The sequence below is a fragment of the Pseudomonas sp. P4_C3 genome (assembly GCF_056402075.1).
The window spans coordinates 1-17,014 of sequence record NZ_JBFUIC010000099.1 but is presented as its reverse complement, the minus strand read 5'-3'; the positions used below and the strand labels follow the sequence as shown (position 1 = coordinate 17,014).

The 17,014-nt window shown below is 61.8% G+C and carries 17 protein-coding genes; 7 read left to right on the top strand and 10 right to left on the bottom strand.

Annotation, left to right across the window (positions count from 1 at the left end; all coding sequences use genetic code 11):
* Positions 1 to 1,165, top strand: a 1,165-nt coding sequence (preA, locus tag AC1DVH_RS16850) for an NAD-dependent dihydropyrimidine dehydrogenase subunit PreA (RefSeq protein WP_477754764.1), incomplete at its 5' end; no start/stop codon positions are given.
* Positions 1,166 to 1,307: 142 nt separating this feature from the next.
* Here preA and AC1DVH_RS16845 read toward each other — a convergent pair.
* Complete coding sequence (locus AC1DVH_RS16845; protein WP_008017494.1) at positions 1,308 to 1,928, bottom strand: TetR/AcrR family transcriptional regulator; 621 nt, start codon at positions 1,926 to 1,928, stop codon at positions 1,308 to 1,310.
* Between the two features lie 135 nt (positions 1,929 to 2,063).
* Between AC1DVH_RS16845 and copC the strand changes: the two genes are divergently transcribed.
* From copC to AC1DVH_RS16815, 6 genes are all read left to right on the top strand, one after another.
* Complete coding sequence (gene copC, locus AC1DVH_RS16840; protein ID WP_477754763.1) at positions 2,064 to 2,429, top strand: copper homeostasis periplasmic binding protein CopC; 366 nt, start codon at positions 2,064 to 2,066, stop codon at positions 2,427 to 2,429.
* 3 nt (positions 2,430 to 2,432) lie between these two features.
* Positions 2,433 to 3,290: a copper homeostasis membrane protein CopD gene (gene copD, locus AC1DVH_RS16835; RefSeq protein ID WP_477754762.1), complete on the top strand. Its 858-nt coding sequence runs from the start codon at positions 2,433 to 2,435 to the stop codon at positions 3,288 to 3,290.
* Positions 3,291 to 3,551: 261 nt separating this feature from the next.
* Positions 3,552 to 4,847, top strand: coding sequence for an OprD family porin (locus AC1DVH_RS16830; RefSeq protein ID WP_477754761.1), 1,296 nt, complete (start codon positions 3,552 to 3,554; stop codon positions 4,845 to 4,847).
* 282 nt (positions 4,848 to 5,129) lie between these two features.
* A complete protein-coding gene (locus AC1DVH_RS16825; protein WP_477754760.1) occupies positions 5,130 to 5,954 on the top strand; it encodes an NAD-dependent epimerase/dehydratase family protein in 825 nt (274 codons plus the stop codon).
* A 52-nt stretch (positions 5,955 to 6,006) separates the two neighbouring features.
* Complete coding sequence (locus AC1DVH_RS16820; protein ID WP_477754759.1) at positions 6,007 to 6,894, top strand: SMP-30/gluconolactonase/LRE family protein; 888 nt, start codon at positions 6,007 to 6,009, stop codon at positions 6,892 to 6,894.
* 58 nt (positions 6,895 to 6,952) lie between these two features.
* Positions 6,953 to 7,843, top strand: coding sequence for an aldose 1-epimerase (locus AC1DVH_RS16815; RefSeq protein ID WP_477754758.1), 891 nt, complete (start codon positions 6,953 to 6,955; stop codon positions 7,841 to 7,843).
* On the opposite strand, the gene AC1DVH_RS16810 is transcribed toward AC1DVH_RS16815, so the two are convergent.
* The 9 genes from AC1DVH_RS16810 to AC1DVH_RS16770 form a co-directional block, all read right to left on the bottom strand.
* Entirely contained in the window at positions 7,819 to 9,555 is a 1,737-nt protein-coding gene (locus tag AC1DVH_RS16810; RefSeq protein WP_477754757.1) for a PAS domain-containing hybrid sensor histidine kinase/response regulator, read from the bottom strand. The genes AC1DVH_RS16815 and AC1DVH_RS16810 overlap by 25 nt on opposite strands.
* Entirely contained in the window at positions 9,539 to 10,702 is a 1,164-nt protein-coding gene (gene ercA / locus AC1DVH_RS16805) for an alcohol dehydrogenase-like regulatory protein ErcA (RefSeq protein ID WP_477754756.1), read from the bottom strand. The genes AC1DVH_RS16810 and ercA overlap by 17 nt, the downstream gene beginning before the upstream one ends.
* Before the next feature lie 246 nt (positions 10,703 to 10,948).
* Complete coding sequence (gene pqqE, locus AC1DVH_RS16800; protein ID WP_477754755.1) at positions 10,949 to 12,091, bottom strand: pyrroloquinoline quinone biosynthesis protein PqqE; 1,143 nt, start codon at positions 12,089 to 12,091, stop codon at positions 10,949 to 10,951.
* On the bottom strand, positions 12,069 to 12,341 hold the full coding sequence (gene pqqD, locus AC1DVH_RS16795) for a pyrroloquinoline quinone biosynthesis peptide chaperone PqqD (RefSeq protein ID WP_110660742.1): 273 nt from the start codon (positions 12,339 to 12,341) through the stop codon (positions 12,069 to 12,071). Before pqqD ends, pqqE begins: the two co-directional genes overlap by 23 nt.
* A complete protein-coding gene (gene pqqC / locus AC1DVH_RS16790) occupies positions 12,338 to 13,090 on the bottom strand; it encodes a pyrroloquinoline-quinone synthase PqqC (RefSeq protein ID WP_477754754.1) in 753 nt (250 codons plus the stop codon). Before pqqC ends, pqqD begins: the two co-directional genes overlap by 4 nt.
* 158 nt (positions 13,091 to 13,248) lie before the next feature.
* The gene (pqqB, locus tag AC1DVH_RS16785) at positions 13,249 to 14,163 is read right to left on the bottom strand and encodes a pyrroloquinoline quinone biosynthesis protein PqqB (RefSeq protein ID WP_477754753.1); all 915 of its coding nucleotides are present in this window, start codon (positions 14,161 to 14,163) and stop codon (positions 13,249 to 13,251) included.
* 55 nt (positions 14,164 to 14,218) lie between these two features.
* Complete coding sequence (gene pqqA, locus AC1DVH_RS16780) at positions 14,219 to 14,290, bottom strand: pyrroloquinoline quinone precursor peptide PqqA (protein ID WP_003253598.1); 72 nt, start codon at positions 14,288 to 14,290, stop codon at positions 14,219 to 14,221.
* Between the two features lie 257 nt (positions 14,291 to 14,547).
* Positions 14,548 to 16,068, bottom strand: coding sequence for an acetaldehyde dehydrogenase ExaC (exaC, locus tag AC1DVH_RS16775; protein ID WP_477754752.1), 1,521 nt, complete (start codon positions 16,066 to 16,068; stop codon positions 14,548 to 14,550).
* Positions 16,069 to 16,303: 235 nt separating this feature from the next.
* Positions 16,304 to 17,014 (bottom strand): outer membrane protein assembly factor BamB family protein (locus AC1DVH_RS16770; protein ID WP_477754751.1); only part of this gene is annotated, 711 nt, incomplete at its 5' end.

Below are 17,014 nucleotides of genomic sequence, written 5' to 3'. Positions count from 1 at the left end.
CGGCTGGGGCGGCGTGGTCTGGAAAACCCTGGGGGAAGACCCGGCGGCGGTGAACGTGTCGTCGCGCTACTCGGCGCACTTCGGGGCTAACCGGGAAGTACTCGGTTTTAACAACATCGAGCTGATCACCGACCGCTCTCTGGAGATCAACCTGCGGGAAATCACCCAGGTCAAAAAGGATTGGCCGGACCGCGCGCTGATTGTGTCGTTGATGGTGCCCTGCGTCGAAGAGTCCTGGAAAAACATCCTGCCGCTGGTGGAGGCCACCGGTGCCGACGGCATCGAACTGAACTTCGGCTGCCCCCACGGCATGCCGGAACGCGGCATGGGCGCTGCAGTCGGCCAGGTGCCGGAATACGTGGAACAGGTCACCCGCTGGTGCAAGACGTATTGCTCGCTGCCGGTGATCGTCAAGCTCACGCCGAACATCACCGACATCCGCGTCGCCGCCCGCGCCGCCCATCGAGGCGGTGCCGATGCGGTGTCGTTGATCAATACCATCAACTCGATCACCAGCGTCAACCTCGAACGCATGGTCGCCAACCCCATGGTCGGCAGCCAAAGCACCCATGGCGGTTATTGTGGTTCGGCCGTCAAGCCGATTGCCTTGAACATGGTCGCCGAAATCGCCCGCGACCCGCAGACCCAGGGCCTGCCAATCAGCGGCATCGGCGGCATCGGCAACTGGCGCGACGCCGCGGAATTCATCGCCCTGGGCAGCGGCTCGGTGCAGGTGTGCACCGCGGCGATGTTGCACGGTTTCCGGATTGTCGAGGACATGAAGGACGGATTGTCGCGCTGGATGGACAGTCAGGGCTACGCCAGCATCTCGGAATTTTCCGGCCGCGCGGTGGGCAACACCACGGACTGGAAGTACCTGGACATCAACTATCAGGTGATCGCGAAAATCGATCAGGAGGCGTGTATTGGCTGTGGTCGTTGCCATATCGCTTGTGAGGACACATCGCACCAGGCCGTGGCCAGCCTCAAGCAAGCGGACGGCACTCACAAGTATCAAGTGATCGATGAGGAGTGTGTGGGCTGCAACCTGTGCCAGATCACCTGCCCGGTGCAGGACTGCATCGAGATGGTGCCGGTGGAGACCGGCAAGCCGTTCCTGGACTGGAATCATGATCCGAGGAATCCGTATCATGTCAGCCCTTGAGGTTTTCAGCGTTTGAGATTACGCCATCGCGAGCAAGCTCGCTCCCACAGTAGATTTGTGTCGTACGTCAATCCTGAGTACACCAATGATCCCTGTGGGAGCGAGCTTGCTCGCGATGAGGCCGGCCGCTACACCACAAATCTCAAGGCTCCAACCCAATCCCCCGCAAAATCACACTGGTCACCGTCTGCACTGCTTTTTCGAACTGCATGTCCGACAGCGGCTGATGATCGTTGAGAATATTCACCTGGTGATCGAAGTCGGCATAGTGCTGGGTCGAGGCCCAGATCATGTACAGCAGGCTCGAGGGTTCCACCGGCAGGATGCGTTTGTCGTCCACCCACTGGCGGATTTTCGCTTCCTTCATCTTGGCCCAGTCGTACAGGCTCGCATCCAGCGCTGCGCCGAGGGTCGGCGCGCCGTGGATGATTTCATTGGCCCAGACTTTCGAACCATATGGCCGGCTGCGGGAATGGTTCATCTTGGCGCGGATGTAGCTGCTGAGTACCACGCGTGGGTCATCGAACATCTCGAAGCACAGCGCGTCCTGCTTCCAGACTTCCAGCAAGTCGAACAGCACGGCGCTGTACAGTTCGGTCTTGGTGCTGAAGTAGTAGTGCAGGTTGGAACGCGGCAGTTGCACCTCGGCGGCGATGTCGGCCATGGCGGTGCTGCCGAAGCCCTTTTCAGCGAAGACCTTTTCCGCCCCCAGCAGGATTTTTTCGACGTTACTGCGACGAATCTCGATCTTGTGATTGCCCATGCGGATCCCCGACAACAACGTTGGGCAAGACTAGCATCCGCTCTGGACCGCGGCGACAGGGGAAAACGAAACTTCGTACAACCGCTGTCGTAAAGCTAAACTCTGCGCACTTGGAAACTGCCTGAGGTCCCCACGATGCTGCTCAAGAAAACCCTGACCGTCACTGCCCTGCTCGGCTCGCTGCTCGCTGCTTCTTCGGTGTTTGCCCACGCCCACCTGAAAAGCCAGACACCGGCCGCCGACAGCACCGTGGCCGCGCCAGCGCAATTGCGCCTGGAGTTCTCCGAGGGTATCGAGGCCAGTTTCACCAAAGTCACGCTGACCCGAGATGGCGCACCGGTAGCGATCAAAGCGCTGACCACCGAAGGCAGCGATAAAAAGACCCTGATCGTCACCCCGGCTGCGCCGTTGGCCGCCGGGGCCTACAAAGTCGAATGGCACGCAGTGTCGGTCGACACCCACAAAAGCGAAGGTGCCTACGCCTTCAAGGTTGGCCAGTAATTCATGGCGAGCGCGCTGGTGCTGTGCCGCTTCCTGCATTTCATCGTGGTGTTGATGCTGTTCGGGGGCTGGGTGTTCAGGCCCTTGCTTGCAAATGGCGAAACGGCACTGGATCAGCGACTGGCACGGACCTGCCGGTGGCTGGCCGTGGTGGCGCTGGCCAGCGGGGTCTGCTGGTTGCTGCTGATTACCGCGAGCATGGCCGGGGCGTGGGACGCGGCCTTCGATCCGTCGACCCTGGGCCTGGTGCTGGGCAACACCTTTTTCGGCCAGGTCTGGCGCTGGCATTTGCTGATCAACCTGCTGCTACTGGCGTCGCTGCTGACCCCACTACGCGCCAGCCTTGCGCTGCGCCTGATCCTCAGCGGTCTGCTGGTGGCCACGCTGGCCCCGGTCGGTCACGGCGCCATGCTCGATGGCACCGCCGGGCATTTGCTGATCCTCAATCAACTCATTCACTTGTTCTGCGTGGGTGCCTGGCTCGGCGGCTTGATGCTGCTGGTGATGATCTTGCGTCAACCCGATGGGCATTCGATCCGCGTGATGTTGCAGCGCTTCAGCGGCGTCGGTTACGGCCTGGTCGCCGGGTTGCTGATCACCGGGCTGATCAATGTGCGGGTACTCACCGGGGCATTCTGGCCGACTCCGCTGTTCAGCGGTTTCGCCTTGATCCTGTCGATCAAGGCATTGTTGGTGGCCTCGATGCTGGGCCTGGCGTTGTTCAATCGCTTGCGGATCAATGATTGCGAACAGCGTCTGCAAACACTGCGCGCCAGCGTGATGCTGGAGTGGATGCTGGGGCTCGGCGCAGTGGCGGCGGTCTCGCTTCTGGGTACCCTGCCGCCAATGATCTCTAACTGATGTATCCATCCCCTGTGGGAGCGAGCTTGCTCGCGATAGCGGCCTGACATCCAACAGAAATGTTGACTGACAGTCCGTCATCGCGAGCAAGCTCGCTCCCACAGTTTTATCCCACAGGTTTCCCGGATATCCCGAAGTCCGCACCAAGTCATCGTATAACTTCCAATTGACAACCCACAAAAATCCCGCAAATATCGCCCCCCATGTTGTACGACGACGTATGACAATAATAAAAACAACAAGAAACAAGGGAGCGTCACAGTGAGCAAGCTCGTCCGTAATTCGTCCGCCCGTTCTTCGCGTCCAGACTTTACCCGTCGTCATACCCTGAGCCTGATCGGCTGCAGCGGCCTGGCCCTCGTCCTGCCCATCACCTGCCAGGCCGAAGGTTTCACTGACGACGCCAAGGCCACGCTGAACCTGCGTAACGCCTACTTCAACCGCAATTACACCAACCCGGCCTACCCCCAGGGCAAGGCGGAAGAGTGGACGCAGAACTTCATTCTCGACGCCCGGTCCGGGTTCACCCAGGGCACCGTGGGTTTCGGTGTCGATGTACTGGGCCTGTACTCGCAGAAGCTCGATGGCGGCAAAGGCACCGGTGGCACACAGTTGTTGCCGATCCACGACGACGGCCGCCCCGCCGACAATTTCGGCCGGCTCGGCGTGGCGCTCAAAGGCAAGGTCTCGAAAACCGAATTGAAGGTCGGCGAATGGATGCCAGTGCTGCCGATCCTGCGCTCCGACGATGGCCGCTCGCTGCCGCAGACCTTCCAGGGCGCTCAGGTGACCTCCAGCGAAATAAGCGGCCTGACGCTGTACGGCGGTCAATTCCAGAAAAACAGCCCGCGTAACGACGCGAGCATGGAAGACATGTTCATGAACGGCAAAGCGGCGTTTACCTCGGACCGTTTCAATTTCGGCGGCGGTGAATATGCGTTCAATGAAAAGCGCACGCAGGTCGGCGTCTGGTACTCGGAACTCAGTGACATTTACCAGCAGCAATACTTCAACCTGACACACAGCCAGCCCGTTGGCGACTGGACCCTGGGCGCCAACCTGGGCTACTTCATCGGCAAGGAAGACGGCAGTGCCAAGGCCGGTGACCTCGACAACAAGACTGCGTTCGCCCTGCTCTCGGCCAAATATGGCGGCAATACCTTCTACGTCGGCCTGCAAAAACTCACCGGTGACAACGTCTGGATGCGGGTCAACGGCACCAGCGGCGGCACCCTGGCCAACGACAGCTACAACTCCAGCTACGACAACGCCCGGGAGAAATCCTGGCAAGTGCGCCACGACTACAACTTCGTCGCCCTGGGCGTTCCGGGCCTGACCCTGATGAATCGCTACATCAGTGGCGACAATGTGCACACCGGCGCCATCACCGACGGCAAGGAATGGGGCCGCGAATCCGAACTGGCCTACACGGTGCAGAGCGGCCCGCTGAAAAACCTCAACGTGAAATGGCGTAATGCGAGCATTCGCAAGAGCTTCAGCACCAACGAGTTCGATGAGAACCGGGTGTTCATCAGCTATCCGATCAGCCTGCTGTAAACACAAAACCACTGTGGGAGCGAGCTTGCTCCGGGCGGCGTTCCGACGATGAGGCCGTAACATTCAACATCTGCATTGACTGTTATACCGCCATCGCGAGCAAGCTCGCTCCCACAGGTTCCACGCCAGTCTGGAGATCAATGCCAGCAGGTATGAACCGACCCTCCGTCAATTTCCAACAATGTCGCGTTGACAAGTGCCGGAAACCCTAAGGATACTCCAGCACAGTCATACGACAACCTACAACAAACCAATAACAACAACCGCGTGTCCAGGATTCCCATGACGACCACAGCAACCGCCCGCCCCCCTTTCAATCGCCTGCTGCTGACCGGCGCCGCCGGTGGCCTCGGGAAAATCCTGCGCGAAAGCCTGCGCCCCTACGCCAATGTGATTCGCCTGTCGGATATCGCCGATATCGCGCCGGCTATCGATGACCGCGAAGAAGTGATGCCCTGTGACCTCGCCGACAAGCAGGCGGTGCATCAACTGGTCGAAGGCGTGGACGCGATCCTGCACTTCGGCGGCGTGTCGACCGAGCGCTCGTTCGAAGAGATCCTCGGCGCCAACATCTGCGGCGTGTTCCACATCTACGAAGCGGCGCGCCGCCACGGCGTGAAGCGGGTGATCTTCGCCAGCTCCAACCATGTGATCGGCTTCTACAAGCAGGACGAAGTGATCGACGCCCACTCCCCTCGCCGCCCGGACAGCTACTACGGCCTGTCCAAGTCCTACGGCGAAGACATGGCCACCTTCTACTTCGACCGCTATGGCATCGAGACCGTCAGCGTGCGCATCGGCTCCTCGTTCCCGGAACCGCATAACCGCCGGATGATGAGCACCTGGCTGAGCTTCGGCGACCTGACCCGACTGCTCGAACGCGCCTTGTACACGCCGAATGTCGGCCACACCGTGGTCTACGGCATGTCCGACAACAAGGACATCTGGTGGGACAACCGTTATGCCACGGCCCTGGGTTTTGCCCCGCAGGACAGTTCCGAAGTGTTCCGCGAAAAAATCGAAGCCCAGCCAATGCCAGCCGCCGACGACCCGGCGCGGCTCTATCAGGGTGGCGCCTTCTGCGCAGCCGGTCCGTTCGGCGACTGAGCCCGCGCCGCTCACTTGATCCCCACGACAAAAACCAAGGGAATGAGTTGCCATGCAAGCCGAATTGATTGTCGACGCCCGCAACGCCGTCGGTGAAAGCCCGGTCTGGGTGCCTGAGGAAAACGCGCTGTACTGGGTCGATATTCCCGCTGGCGGTTTACAGCGCTGGAGTGCCGAAACCGGGCAGGTGGATGCCTGGAAAACCCCGGAGATGCTCGCTTGCATCGCCCGTCATCGTGACGGAGGCTGGGTCGCCGGCATGGAAAGCGGGTTCTTCCACCTGCATCCGCGCAACGACGGCAGCCTCGACAGTGAACGGCTGGCCCGCGTCGACCATGCCCGCACCGACATGCGTTTGAACGACGGCCGTTGCGATCGTCAGGGACGCTTCTGGGCCGGCAGCATGGTGCTGAACATGGGCGCCAACGCCGCCGAGGGTAGGTTGTATCGCTACGGCGCCGGGCAGCGCGAGCCGCTCGACGCCCGACTGAGCGGTTTCATCGTGCCCAACGGCCTGGGCTTCAGCCCGGACGGACGCACGATGTACCTGTCCGATTCCCATCCCCAGGTCCAGCAGATCTGGGCCTTCGACTACGACATCGACACCGGTACGCCTTCGAATCGACGCGTGTTCGTCGACATGAATCAGTACTGCGGGCGTCCCGATGGCGCGGCGGTCGACGCCGATGGCTGCTACTGGATTTGCGCCAACGATGCCGGGTTGATCCACCGTTTTACCCCCGACGGCCGACTTGACCGCTCCCTCGCCATACCGGTCAAAAAACCCACCATGTGCGCCTTCGGTGGCCCTCGACTGGACACGCTGTTCGTGACCTCGATCCGCCCCGGCGACGACCATGACCCGCAATCACTGGCCGGTGGCGTGTTCGCCCTCGACCCCGGCGTAACAGGTTTACCCGAACCCCTTTTCAACGATTGAATGATGAGGGAGCTTCTGTGGCGAGGGATAAACCTCAAAAATCAAGTAGCAGGTCACTATGTCGCTGACACTGATCGAACTCGAAGACGAATTCACCCATCTCACCCTCGCCCCGGAACTCGGCGGCAGCATCGTCAACTGGACCGCGCGCAGCTCTGGCCAACCCTTGTTGCGCCGCGCCGATGCGCATGCCCTGAACACCGGCCTGCCCGGCAAGCTTGGCTGCTTTCCCTTGATCCCCTGGTCCAATCGCATTGCCGAAGGTGGTTTCGATTGCCCCGACGGCTGGCTGGCACTGACGCCCAACAGCCTCACCGATCCCCTGCCGATTCACGGCAGCGCCTGGCAGCAGCCGTGGCAGGTGATTTCCCGATCTGAAAATGAAGTAATCCTGCAACTGGACAGCACAACACCCTTCGCCTGGCGCTCCCGGCAACGCTTCCATTTGCACGCGGGCAAGCTGAGCATCGAAATGCACGTCACGCACCAGGCTGAAAACGCGGCGTGGCATGGTTTGGGGCTGCACCCGTACCTGCCGCGGACAGCGAACACCCGACTACAGGCACCGGCCCGGCACGTGTGGTTGTGCGACGGGGCAAAGCTGCCGACAGAACTCAGCGCATTGCCGCTCGAGTGGGATTTTCAGCAACTCAAGTCATTGCCCGAAGCGCTGGTGGACAACGGTTTCTGTGAATGGGACGGCCACTGCCTGATCCATCAACCCGACCTCGGCTATGAACTCGACTGCCAGGCCACAGGCAGCGATTACTATTTGCTCTACTGCCCGGTGGGTCAGGGGTTTTTCTGTATCGAACCGGTGAGCCACCCGGTCAACGCGCACCACCTGCCCGGTCGGCCAGGCTTGCGTTTGCTGGAACAGGGCCAATCCACCGAACTGTGCTTTACCCTGCAGTATCGGCCGCTTCAGGCTGGCGCCGCCAACAGTTGACTCAACACCGCGCGCAACTTGCCGGGCTTCACCGGTTTGTTCAGCAAGGGTGCGTTGAGCCGCTGCAACGCACGCCGACAATGGTCGGTGCGGTCGGCGGTAATGATCACCGCGGGAATGTCCTGGTGGAAATGCTCGCGCAAATGTCGCACCACATCACAGCCGACCACCCCGTGATCGAGATGATAGTCCGCGAGAATCAGTTCCGGCGCCTGCCCGCGTAGCGCCGCCAGCGCAGCCGCTTCATCGGTGGCGGTCAGCACGTCGCAGCCCCACTGCCCAAGCAACGCGCTCATGCTTTCGAGAATGCTCACTTCGTTGTCGAGCACCAGTAAACGGCGGCCCGGCAGCGGGTTGCCGGTGCCCGGTTGTGGCACCGCCTGGCTCACGGGCAATGGAACCTCGTCGGATATCGGCACCTCGATGCTGAACATCGAACCCCGCCCCGGCAACGAGTACACGCCGATCTTATAGCCAAGGATCTTGGCGATGCGCTCGACAATCGCCAGCCCCAGGCCCACGCCCTTGCGGTCGGCGGCGCGGCCGACGTCCAGCTGGTTGAACTCGAGGAAGATCGAATCGAGCCGGTCCGCGGCGATGCCACGCCCGGTGTCCCAGACCTCCAGGCGCAACATCTCGCCGCGACGCCTTGCCGCCAGCAGGATGCTGCCTTCGTCGGTGTAGCGGCAGGCGTTGCTGAGGAAATTGCGCAGGATCCGCGTCATCAGCCGCAAGTCGGTGCTGATGGCGTAATCGGCCATGCGCACCCGAAGGTTCAAGCCGGCCGCCTGCGCGACGGACTGAAACTCCGAGACCAGCGGCCCGAGCAGTTCGTCGAGGCGGTACGGGGCGATGTCCGGCTTGACCGCGGCCTGATCGAGCCGGGAAATGTCGAGCAAATCCGTCAGCAGGTCTTCGGCCCCTTCCAGGGCCTGGTGAGTACGTTCCACCAGCAGTTGTTCGGCTTCCGGCAATTGGCGTTCGCGCAGGGTCGAAATCAGCAACCGCGCGGCATTCAGCGGTTGCAGCAGGTCGTGGCTGGCGGCGGCGAGGTATTTGTCCTTGCTGTGATTGGCCGCCTCGGCGGCATCGCGGGCGTCGCGCAAGGCCCGGGCGATCTGTTTACGCTGGGTGATCTGCTGCTGAAGGTTACGGTTGGCTTCGAGCAATTCATTGGTGCGCGCGACGACGCGCAACTCCAGTTCGTCATTGAGTTGCTGCAGGCGTTGCTGGGCCAGTTTGCGCTCGGTGATATCGGAAACGAACCCTTCCACCAGCCCTTCCTGGCCGGGCTTGAGCAACAGGTTCATCAATACATCCAGATGACTGCCGTCCTTGCGCCGCAAGCGGGTTTCATAGCCGTGCAGGCTGCGCTGGTGCCTGAGGATTTCGCCGATGTTTTCCAGCTCCTGCGCGCCGTCGACAAACAGGGTGCTGGCCAGGTCGGTCAGGGAGAACAGCACCTCCTGCGGGTCCTGGTAGCCGAGCATGCGTGCCAGCGCCGGGTTGGCGGCGCGCATGCCATCGTGCAGGCTGACCTGGAAGATCCCGTGCACCGCGTTTTCGAACAGCCACTTGTAGCGGTTACGCTCGGCTTCCAGATCATCCAGGCGCGCGGCCAGTTCCGGGTAATGACTCTTGCGCGCCGAATGGCTGCCCAGCCCCAGCAGCCCGGCCAGGGCTCGTTGTTGCTCGTCAGAGGGCTTCGCCATAGACGACCTCGACATCACGCTGGCTGGATTCGCGCGGGTTGGTCAGGATGCATGGATCGTGCATCGCATGCTGCGACAGGAACGGAATGTCCGAGGTCCGCACGCCATGCAAACCGAGGGTTTCGTGAAAGYCGATGGCGTGCTTGAGGGCGATCAGGTGTTCGACCAGGCGCCCACAGATCTGCCGGTGATTCAGGCCTCGGCAGTCGATGCCGAAGGTCTCGGCGATCACCTTGAAGCGCTCCGGCGCCGAGTTGTAATTGAAGGCCACCACGTGCTCGACGAGCACCGCGTTGCACAGGCCGTGGGGCAGGTCGAGAAAGCCGCCGAGGCTGTGGGACATGGCATGCACCGCGCCCAGGATGGCGTTGGAAAACGCCAGCCCGGCCTGCATGCTGCCCAGCATGATTTTTTCGCGCAGGGCGATGTCGGTCGGGTTGGCGATCATTTGCACCAGGTTGCCATTGATCAGGCGCATCGCCTCCAGCGCATGGGGATCGGTCAGCGGCCCGTGGCCGGTGGACACGAAGGCTTCGATGGCATGCACCAAGGCGTCGATGCYGGTACAGGCCGACAGGAACGGGTCCATGCTCAGGGTGGTTTCCGGGTCGATCAGCGAAACGTCCGGCACCACGGCCTTGCTGACGATGGAGAACTTCATGCGCTCCTGCTGATTGGAAATGATCACGAATTGCGAGACGTCGGCCGAGGTGCCGGCAGTGGTCGGAATCAGGATCAGCGGCGGGCTGGGCACGCGGATGGTGTCCACGCCCTCGAATTCGAGAATGCTGCGGCCATGGGCGACGACGATGCCGATGCCTTTGCCGCAGTCCATCGGGCTGCCGCCACCGACGGCGACGATCACGTCGCAGTGGTTTTCCCGGTACATCTCGGCGCCGAACATCACCTCTTCGACCCGCGGGTTGGGCGAGACATCACTGTAAAGGCAGTATTCGATGCCCAGGGCCTGCAGGCTGGCTTCGACATCGGCGACCCAGCCGGCGGCGATCACGCCGGGGTCACTGACCACCAGGACCTTGCGCGCGCCAAAGGTCTTGGCGTAATTGCCGACACTGTGCCGGCTACCGGCACCGAAGATGATTTCAGGTGAAACGAATTTGCGCAGCTGGTTGAGACTCTGGCTCATTGGAAAGCCTGTTTTTATTGTTTTGGAAGGTAGAAACCACACTAAACCATCCAGCTGTGAATGCAATCAGACCAATGGGTAGCACGGCCGGGACGTACTCGGATTCGAATTCACCGCAGCCCCCCTGTGGGAGCGAGCTTGCTCCGGGCGGCGTTCCGACGATAGCTGCATCACAGTCGACATCAATGTTGAATGTGCCGCCCTCATCGCGAGCAAGCTCGCTCCCACAGGGTTCATTCGGTTGCTTTAGCCGCGATAGATCAGCTGCGAAGCCTTCGCGTTACGCAGCGTCAGATGCTCCATCCCCAACCCCGGCGCCTCCGCTTCTTCGCGAGCCTTGAGGATCACGCCGTGATGGGGCGACTTGCTGCACACCGGGTCGGCATTGCCAGCATCGCCGGTCAACATGAAGGCCTGGCAGCGGCATCCTCCCAGGTCCTTGTGCTTTTCGTCGCAGGAGCGACACGGCTCCTTCATCCAGTCATCGCCGCGAAAACGATTGAAGCCGAACGAGTCGTTCCAGATGTGCGAGAGGCTGTGCTCGCGCACGTTGGGAAACGCTACCGGCAACTGCCGGGCGCTGTGGCAAGGCAAGGCCGTGCCGTCGGGGGTGATGTCGAGAAACAGGTTGGCCCAGCCGTTCATGCAGGTCTTGGGACGTTCCTCATAGTAGTCCGGGGTGACGAAGATCAGCTTGCACGGGTGGCCCTGGGCTTCAAGGCGTTCACGGTACTCATTAGTAATGCGTTCGGCACGCTGCAATTGCTCGCGTGTAGGCAACAGCCCGACGCGATTCAGTTCGGCCCAGCCGTAGAACTGGCACGTGGCCAATTCAACGAAATCCGCCTCCAGCTCCAGGCACAGCTCGATGATCTGCGCGATCCGGTCGATGTTGTGCCGATGGGTGACGAAGTTCAGCACCATCGGATAGCCCTGGGCTTTCACCGCACGGGCCATGGCCAGTTTCTGGGCAAAGGCCTTGCGCGAGCCGGCGAGCATGTTGTTCACCTCCTCGTCGGCGGCCTGGAAGCTGATCTGGATATGGTCCAGCCCGGCCACCTTGAAGTCGCGCACCTTCTGCTCGGTCAGGCCGATGCCGGAGGTGATCAGGTTGGTGTAGTAGCCCATGTCCCGGGCGGCCTTGATCAGTTCGGCGAGGTCCTGGCGAACCAATGGCTCGCCACCGGAAAACCCCAGTTGCGCGGCGCCCATTTCCCGCGCTTCGCGGAATACGCGAATCCATTCTTGCGTGCTCAGTTCCTCTCCATGGTGGGCAAAATCCAACGGATTGGAGCAATAGGGGCATTGCAGCGGGCAGCGATAGGTCAGCTCGGCGAGCAGCCACAACGGTGGCCCGGGCAGCGTCTCACTCGATCCAGAATTGCGCATGGGCCACCTCCAGAAACGCCAGCACGTCTTCGTCGATCCCGGGTACGCCGGGGAAACTGGCGCTCAATCGATCAATGATCGCCGCCACGCTGCGCTGGCCATCCACCAGGCCGAGAATCTGACCGGCACTTGCGTTGAGCTTGATCATGCCTTCGGGGTACAGCAGCACATGGCAGTCCTGACGGGGCTCCCATTGCAGACGAAAACCGCGACGCAAGGCCGGTGACTGCTGGCGATCGATCAGGCTCACAGGGCGATCCCCCGGTGCCAGACGTTGTCGCCGGTGACCGTGTGATACGGCGGGCGCGCAAGTTCGTAGGCCATGCTCATGGCATCGAGCATGCTCCACAGCACGTCGAGCTTGAATTGCAGGATCTCCAACATGCGTTGTTGCCCCTGGGCCGTCACGTAGTGCCCCAGGGTGATGCGCAAGCCATGCTCGACATCGCGCCGCGCCTGGCTCAGGCGCGTGCGGAAATAGTCGTAGCCGGCGACGTCGATCCACGGGTAATGGGTCGGCCAGGCGTCGAGTCGCGATTGATGGATCTGCGGCGCAAAGAGTTCGGTCAGCGAACTGCTGGCCGCTTCCTGCCAGCAGGCGCGACGGGCGAAATTGACGTAGGCGTCCACGGCAAAACGAACCCCGGGCAGCACCAGTTCCTGGGAGAGGATCTGCTCGCGATCCAGCCCCACCGCTTCGCCCAGGCGCAGCCAGGCTTCGATGCCGCCCTCGCTGCCGGGGACGCCGTCGTGGTCGAGAATCCGTTGCAGCCATTCCCGGCGCACGTCGCGGTCCGGGCAATTGGCGAGAATCGCGGCGTCCTTCAGGGGGATATTGACCTGATAGTAGAAGCGATTGGCGACCCAGCCCTGGATCTGCTCGCGGCTGGCGCGGCCGGCGTACATGGCTTGGTGGAAGGGATGGTGGATGTGGTAGTAGGCGCCCTTTGCGCGCAGGGCGGTTTCGAATTCTGTGGGGGACATGGGGGTGTCAGTCATTTTATTCTCCGGGAATTTTTGCGGTACCCGCGCTGGCCCTATCGCGAGCAAGCTCGCTCMCACAGGTGTTCGGTGGGAACACAAATTTCATGTACAGCAGAAATCCATTGTGGGAGCGACGGTGCGGCGATCCGACTTGCTCGCGATAGGGCCTTTGGCTACAGCTCAATACTCATGCCGTCATAAGCCACTTCGATCCCCCGCCGCTCCAGCAAAGCCCGCTCGGCCGAGTCTTCATCGAGGATCGGATTGGTGTTGTTGATGTGGATCAGCACCTTGCGCTGGCGGTTGAAACCCTCCAGCACTTCAAGCATGCCGCCCGGGCCGCTTTGTGGGAGGTGCCCCATTTCGCTGCCCAGGCTCTGGCCGACTTCGCAGATACGCATCTCGTCGTCGCGCCACAGGGTGCCGTCCAGCAGCAGGCARTCGGCACGCTGCATCCAGCCCAGCACTTCATCGTCGATTCGGCCAAGGCCCGGGGCATAGAACAGCGAGGCGCCGTTGCGCAGGTCTTCGATGAACAGGCCTATGGTGTCGCCCGGTTGCGGGTTGCCGCGATTGGGCGAATACGGCGGTGCGTTGCTCACCAGGGGAATCGCGCGAAACTGCAAATGCTCGCAGGCCGGGATGTTGAACGACTGACGCTCAAGGCCGACCGGTTGCCAGTGCAATCCGCCGTTCCAGTGTCCGAGCATGTTGAACAGCGGGAAACCACTGCTCAGGTCTTGATGCACGCGCTCGGTGCACCACACCGCATGCGGACAGCCTTCGCGCAGGCTGAGCAAACCGGTGCAATGGTCGATCTGGCTGTCCAGCAGCACGATGCCGGCGATGGCGCTGTCACGCAGGCGCCGCGCCGGTTGCATGGGCGCAAAACTCTCGAGTTGCGCGCGAATGTCCGGTGAAGCATTGCACAGCACCCACTCCACGCCGTCGTCGCTCAGGGCAATCGACGACTGCGTACGGCGCTGGGCCCGCAGGCTGCCATTGCGCACACCGGCGCACTGGCGGCAGTTGCAGTTCCATTGCGGGAAACCACCGCCAGCGGCGGAACCGAGAACGCGGATGTGCATGGCAGATGCTCCAGAAGGCAGGCCCGGCCAACGCAGCGGCTGGCCGGGTGATCAATCAACGGTTGGCGAAATACATCGTCACTTCGAAGCCAATGCGCAGATCGGTAAACGCGGGTTTAGTCCACATGGGTCATTCCTCTTCTTGTGCCGGGTGATTCCGGTAGAGCCATTAATGCACGGGGCATCGAGTGCCCGAATGCTACTTTCGAAGGAGTTGGCGGGGTGATTTGGTAGGGGGTGTTGCGCGGTCACTGGCATCACACAAACCCCATGTAGGAGTGAGCCTGCTCGCGATGAGGTCAGCACATTCAACATTGATGTTGATTGTCGGACCGCTATCGCGAGCAGGCTCGCTCCTACAGGTTTTGCGTCGTGTTCAAGGAATCAGAAGAACCCCAGCGGATTGATGTCGTAGCTCACCAGCAGGTTTTTGGTCTGCTGATAGTGATCGAGCATCATCTTGTGGTTTTCCCGGCCGACGCCGGACTTCTTGTAGCCACCAAACGCGGCGTGCGCCGGGTACAGGTGGTAACAGTTGGTCCACACGCGCCCGGCCTTGATCGCCCGGCCCATGCGGTAGGCGCGGTTGATGTCGCGGGTCCACAGGCCGGCACCGAGGCCGAACTCGCTGTCGTTGGCAATGGCCAGGGCTTCGGCTTCGTCCTTGAAGGTGGTGATACCCACCACCGGGCCGAAGATTTCTTCCTGGAACACACGCATCTTGTTGTGCCCCTTGAGCAGGGTCGGCTGGATGTAATAGCCGCTGGCCAGGTCGCCCTCCAGACGCTCGGCCGCGCCGCCGGTGAGCAGCTCGGCGCCCTCCTCCTGGGCAATGGTCAGGTACGAGAGGATCTTGTCGTATTGCTGCTCGGACGCCTGGGCGCCGACCATGGTCTCAGTGTCCAGCGGGTTACCGCGCTTGATCCTGGCGATCTTCTTCATCACCTCGGCCATGAACGGCTCGTAGATCGACTCCTGCACCAGCGCCCGGGACGGACAGGTGCAGACTTCACCCTGGTTGAAGAACGCCAGCACCAGGCCTTCGGCGGCTTTTTCGATGAACGCGGGCTCGGCGTTCATGATGTCTTCGAAGAAGATATTCGGCGACTTGCCGCCCAGCTCGACGGTGCTCGGGATGATGTTCTCGGCGGCGCAATGCATGATGTGCGCGCCCACCGGGGTCGAGCCGGTGAAGGCGATCTTGGCGATGCGCTTGCTGGTGGCCAGGGCCTCGCCGGCTTCGCGACCGAAGCCCTGGACGATGTTCAGCACGCCCGCTGGCAGCAAGTCGGCGATGAGTTCGGCGAAGATCATGATCGACAGCGGCGTTTGCTCGGCAGGCTTGAGCACGATGCAGTTGCCGGCGGCCAGGGCCGGGGCGAGTTTCCAGGCGGCCATCAGCAGCGGGAAGTTCCACGGAATGATCTGCCCGACCACACCCAGGGGCTCATGGAAATGATAGGCCGTGGTCAGCTCGTTGATCTCGGCGGCGCCGCCTTCCTGGGCGCGGATGCAGCCGGCGAAGTAACGGAAGTGGTCGGCCGCCAGCGGCACGTCGGCGTTCAGGGTTTCGCGCACGGCCTTGCCGTTGTCCCAGGTTTCGGTGACGGCCAGGACCTCAAGGTTCTGCTCGATGCGATCGGCGATTTTCAGTAGCACCAGGGAGCGGTCCTGGGCCGAGGTCTTGCCCCAGGCGTCGGCAGCGGCATGGGCGGCGTCGAGGGCCTTGTCGATGTCGGCGGCGCTGGAGCGCGGGAATTCGGCGATCACTTCACCGTTGACCGGCGAGGTGTTGGTGAAGTACTCGCCATTGATCGGAGCGACAAACTCGCCACCGATGAAGTTGCCGTAGCGCGGCCTGAAGGTAATGACGGCGCCTGGGGTTCCGGGTTGTGCGTAGATCATGGTAGGCCTCTGTCTGGGTCGATGCCTGTCGTGCTGACAGGCGATGAGCCGATACTAGAGAGCCCCGCATGCCAGACGAATGCATCGTTGGCAGGAGGGGCTCTCGTTATTTAGTAGGAGCGAGCTTGCTCGCGATGGTCGTCAACGATGACGCTGGGCACCTGACACCCCTCGGTGTTCTCAGGTTCATCGCGAGCAAGCTCGCTCCTACAGGGGGTATGCGGTGGATTCGGAATCAGTGCTTGGCTACCAGGTCCTTGGGCAGCTTGAAGGTCCAGAGCATGCCGCCCTGGTTGAAGTCCTTGATGCGCTTGGCCACTTCACCGCCCCACAGCGGTACCGCGCCGCCCCAGCCGGAGAGCACCGAAACGTACTGTTCGCCGTCCATTTCCCAGGTGATGGGTGAGCCGAGCACGCCGGAGCCGGTCTGGAATTCCCAGACCTTCTCGCCGGTCTTGGCGTTGAACGCCTGCAGGAAACCTTCAGGCGTGCCGGTGAACACCAGGTTGCCCTTGGTGGTCAGCACCCCGCCCCACAGCGGCGCGTAGTTCTTGTGACGCCAGACTTCCTTGCCGGTTTTCGGATCGATGGCCCGCAGCACGCCGATGTAGTCTTCGTTCAATGGCTTGATGGTGAATCCGGCGCCGAGGAACGCCGCGCCTTTCTTATAGGCGATGCCTTCGTTCCAGATGTCCATGCCCCATTCGTTGGACGGCACATAGAACAACCCGGTGTCCTGGTTGTAAGCCATCGGCATCCAGTTTTTCGCGCCGAGGAACGCCGGTGCTACGAAGACCGAACTGCCCTTGACTTCCGAGCCCGGGGCGCCGGGACGGCTGGCTTCGTTGTAGATCGGCCGGCCGTTCTTATCCAGGCCGGTGGCCCAGGTGATCTTGTCCACGAACGGGAAGCCACGGATGAATTTGCCGTTGGTGCGGTCCAGCAC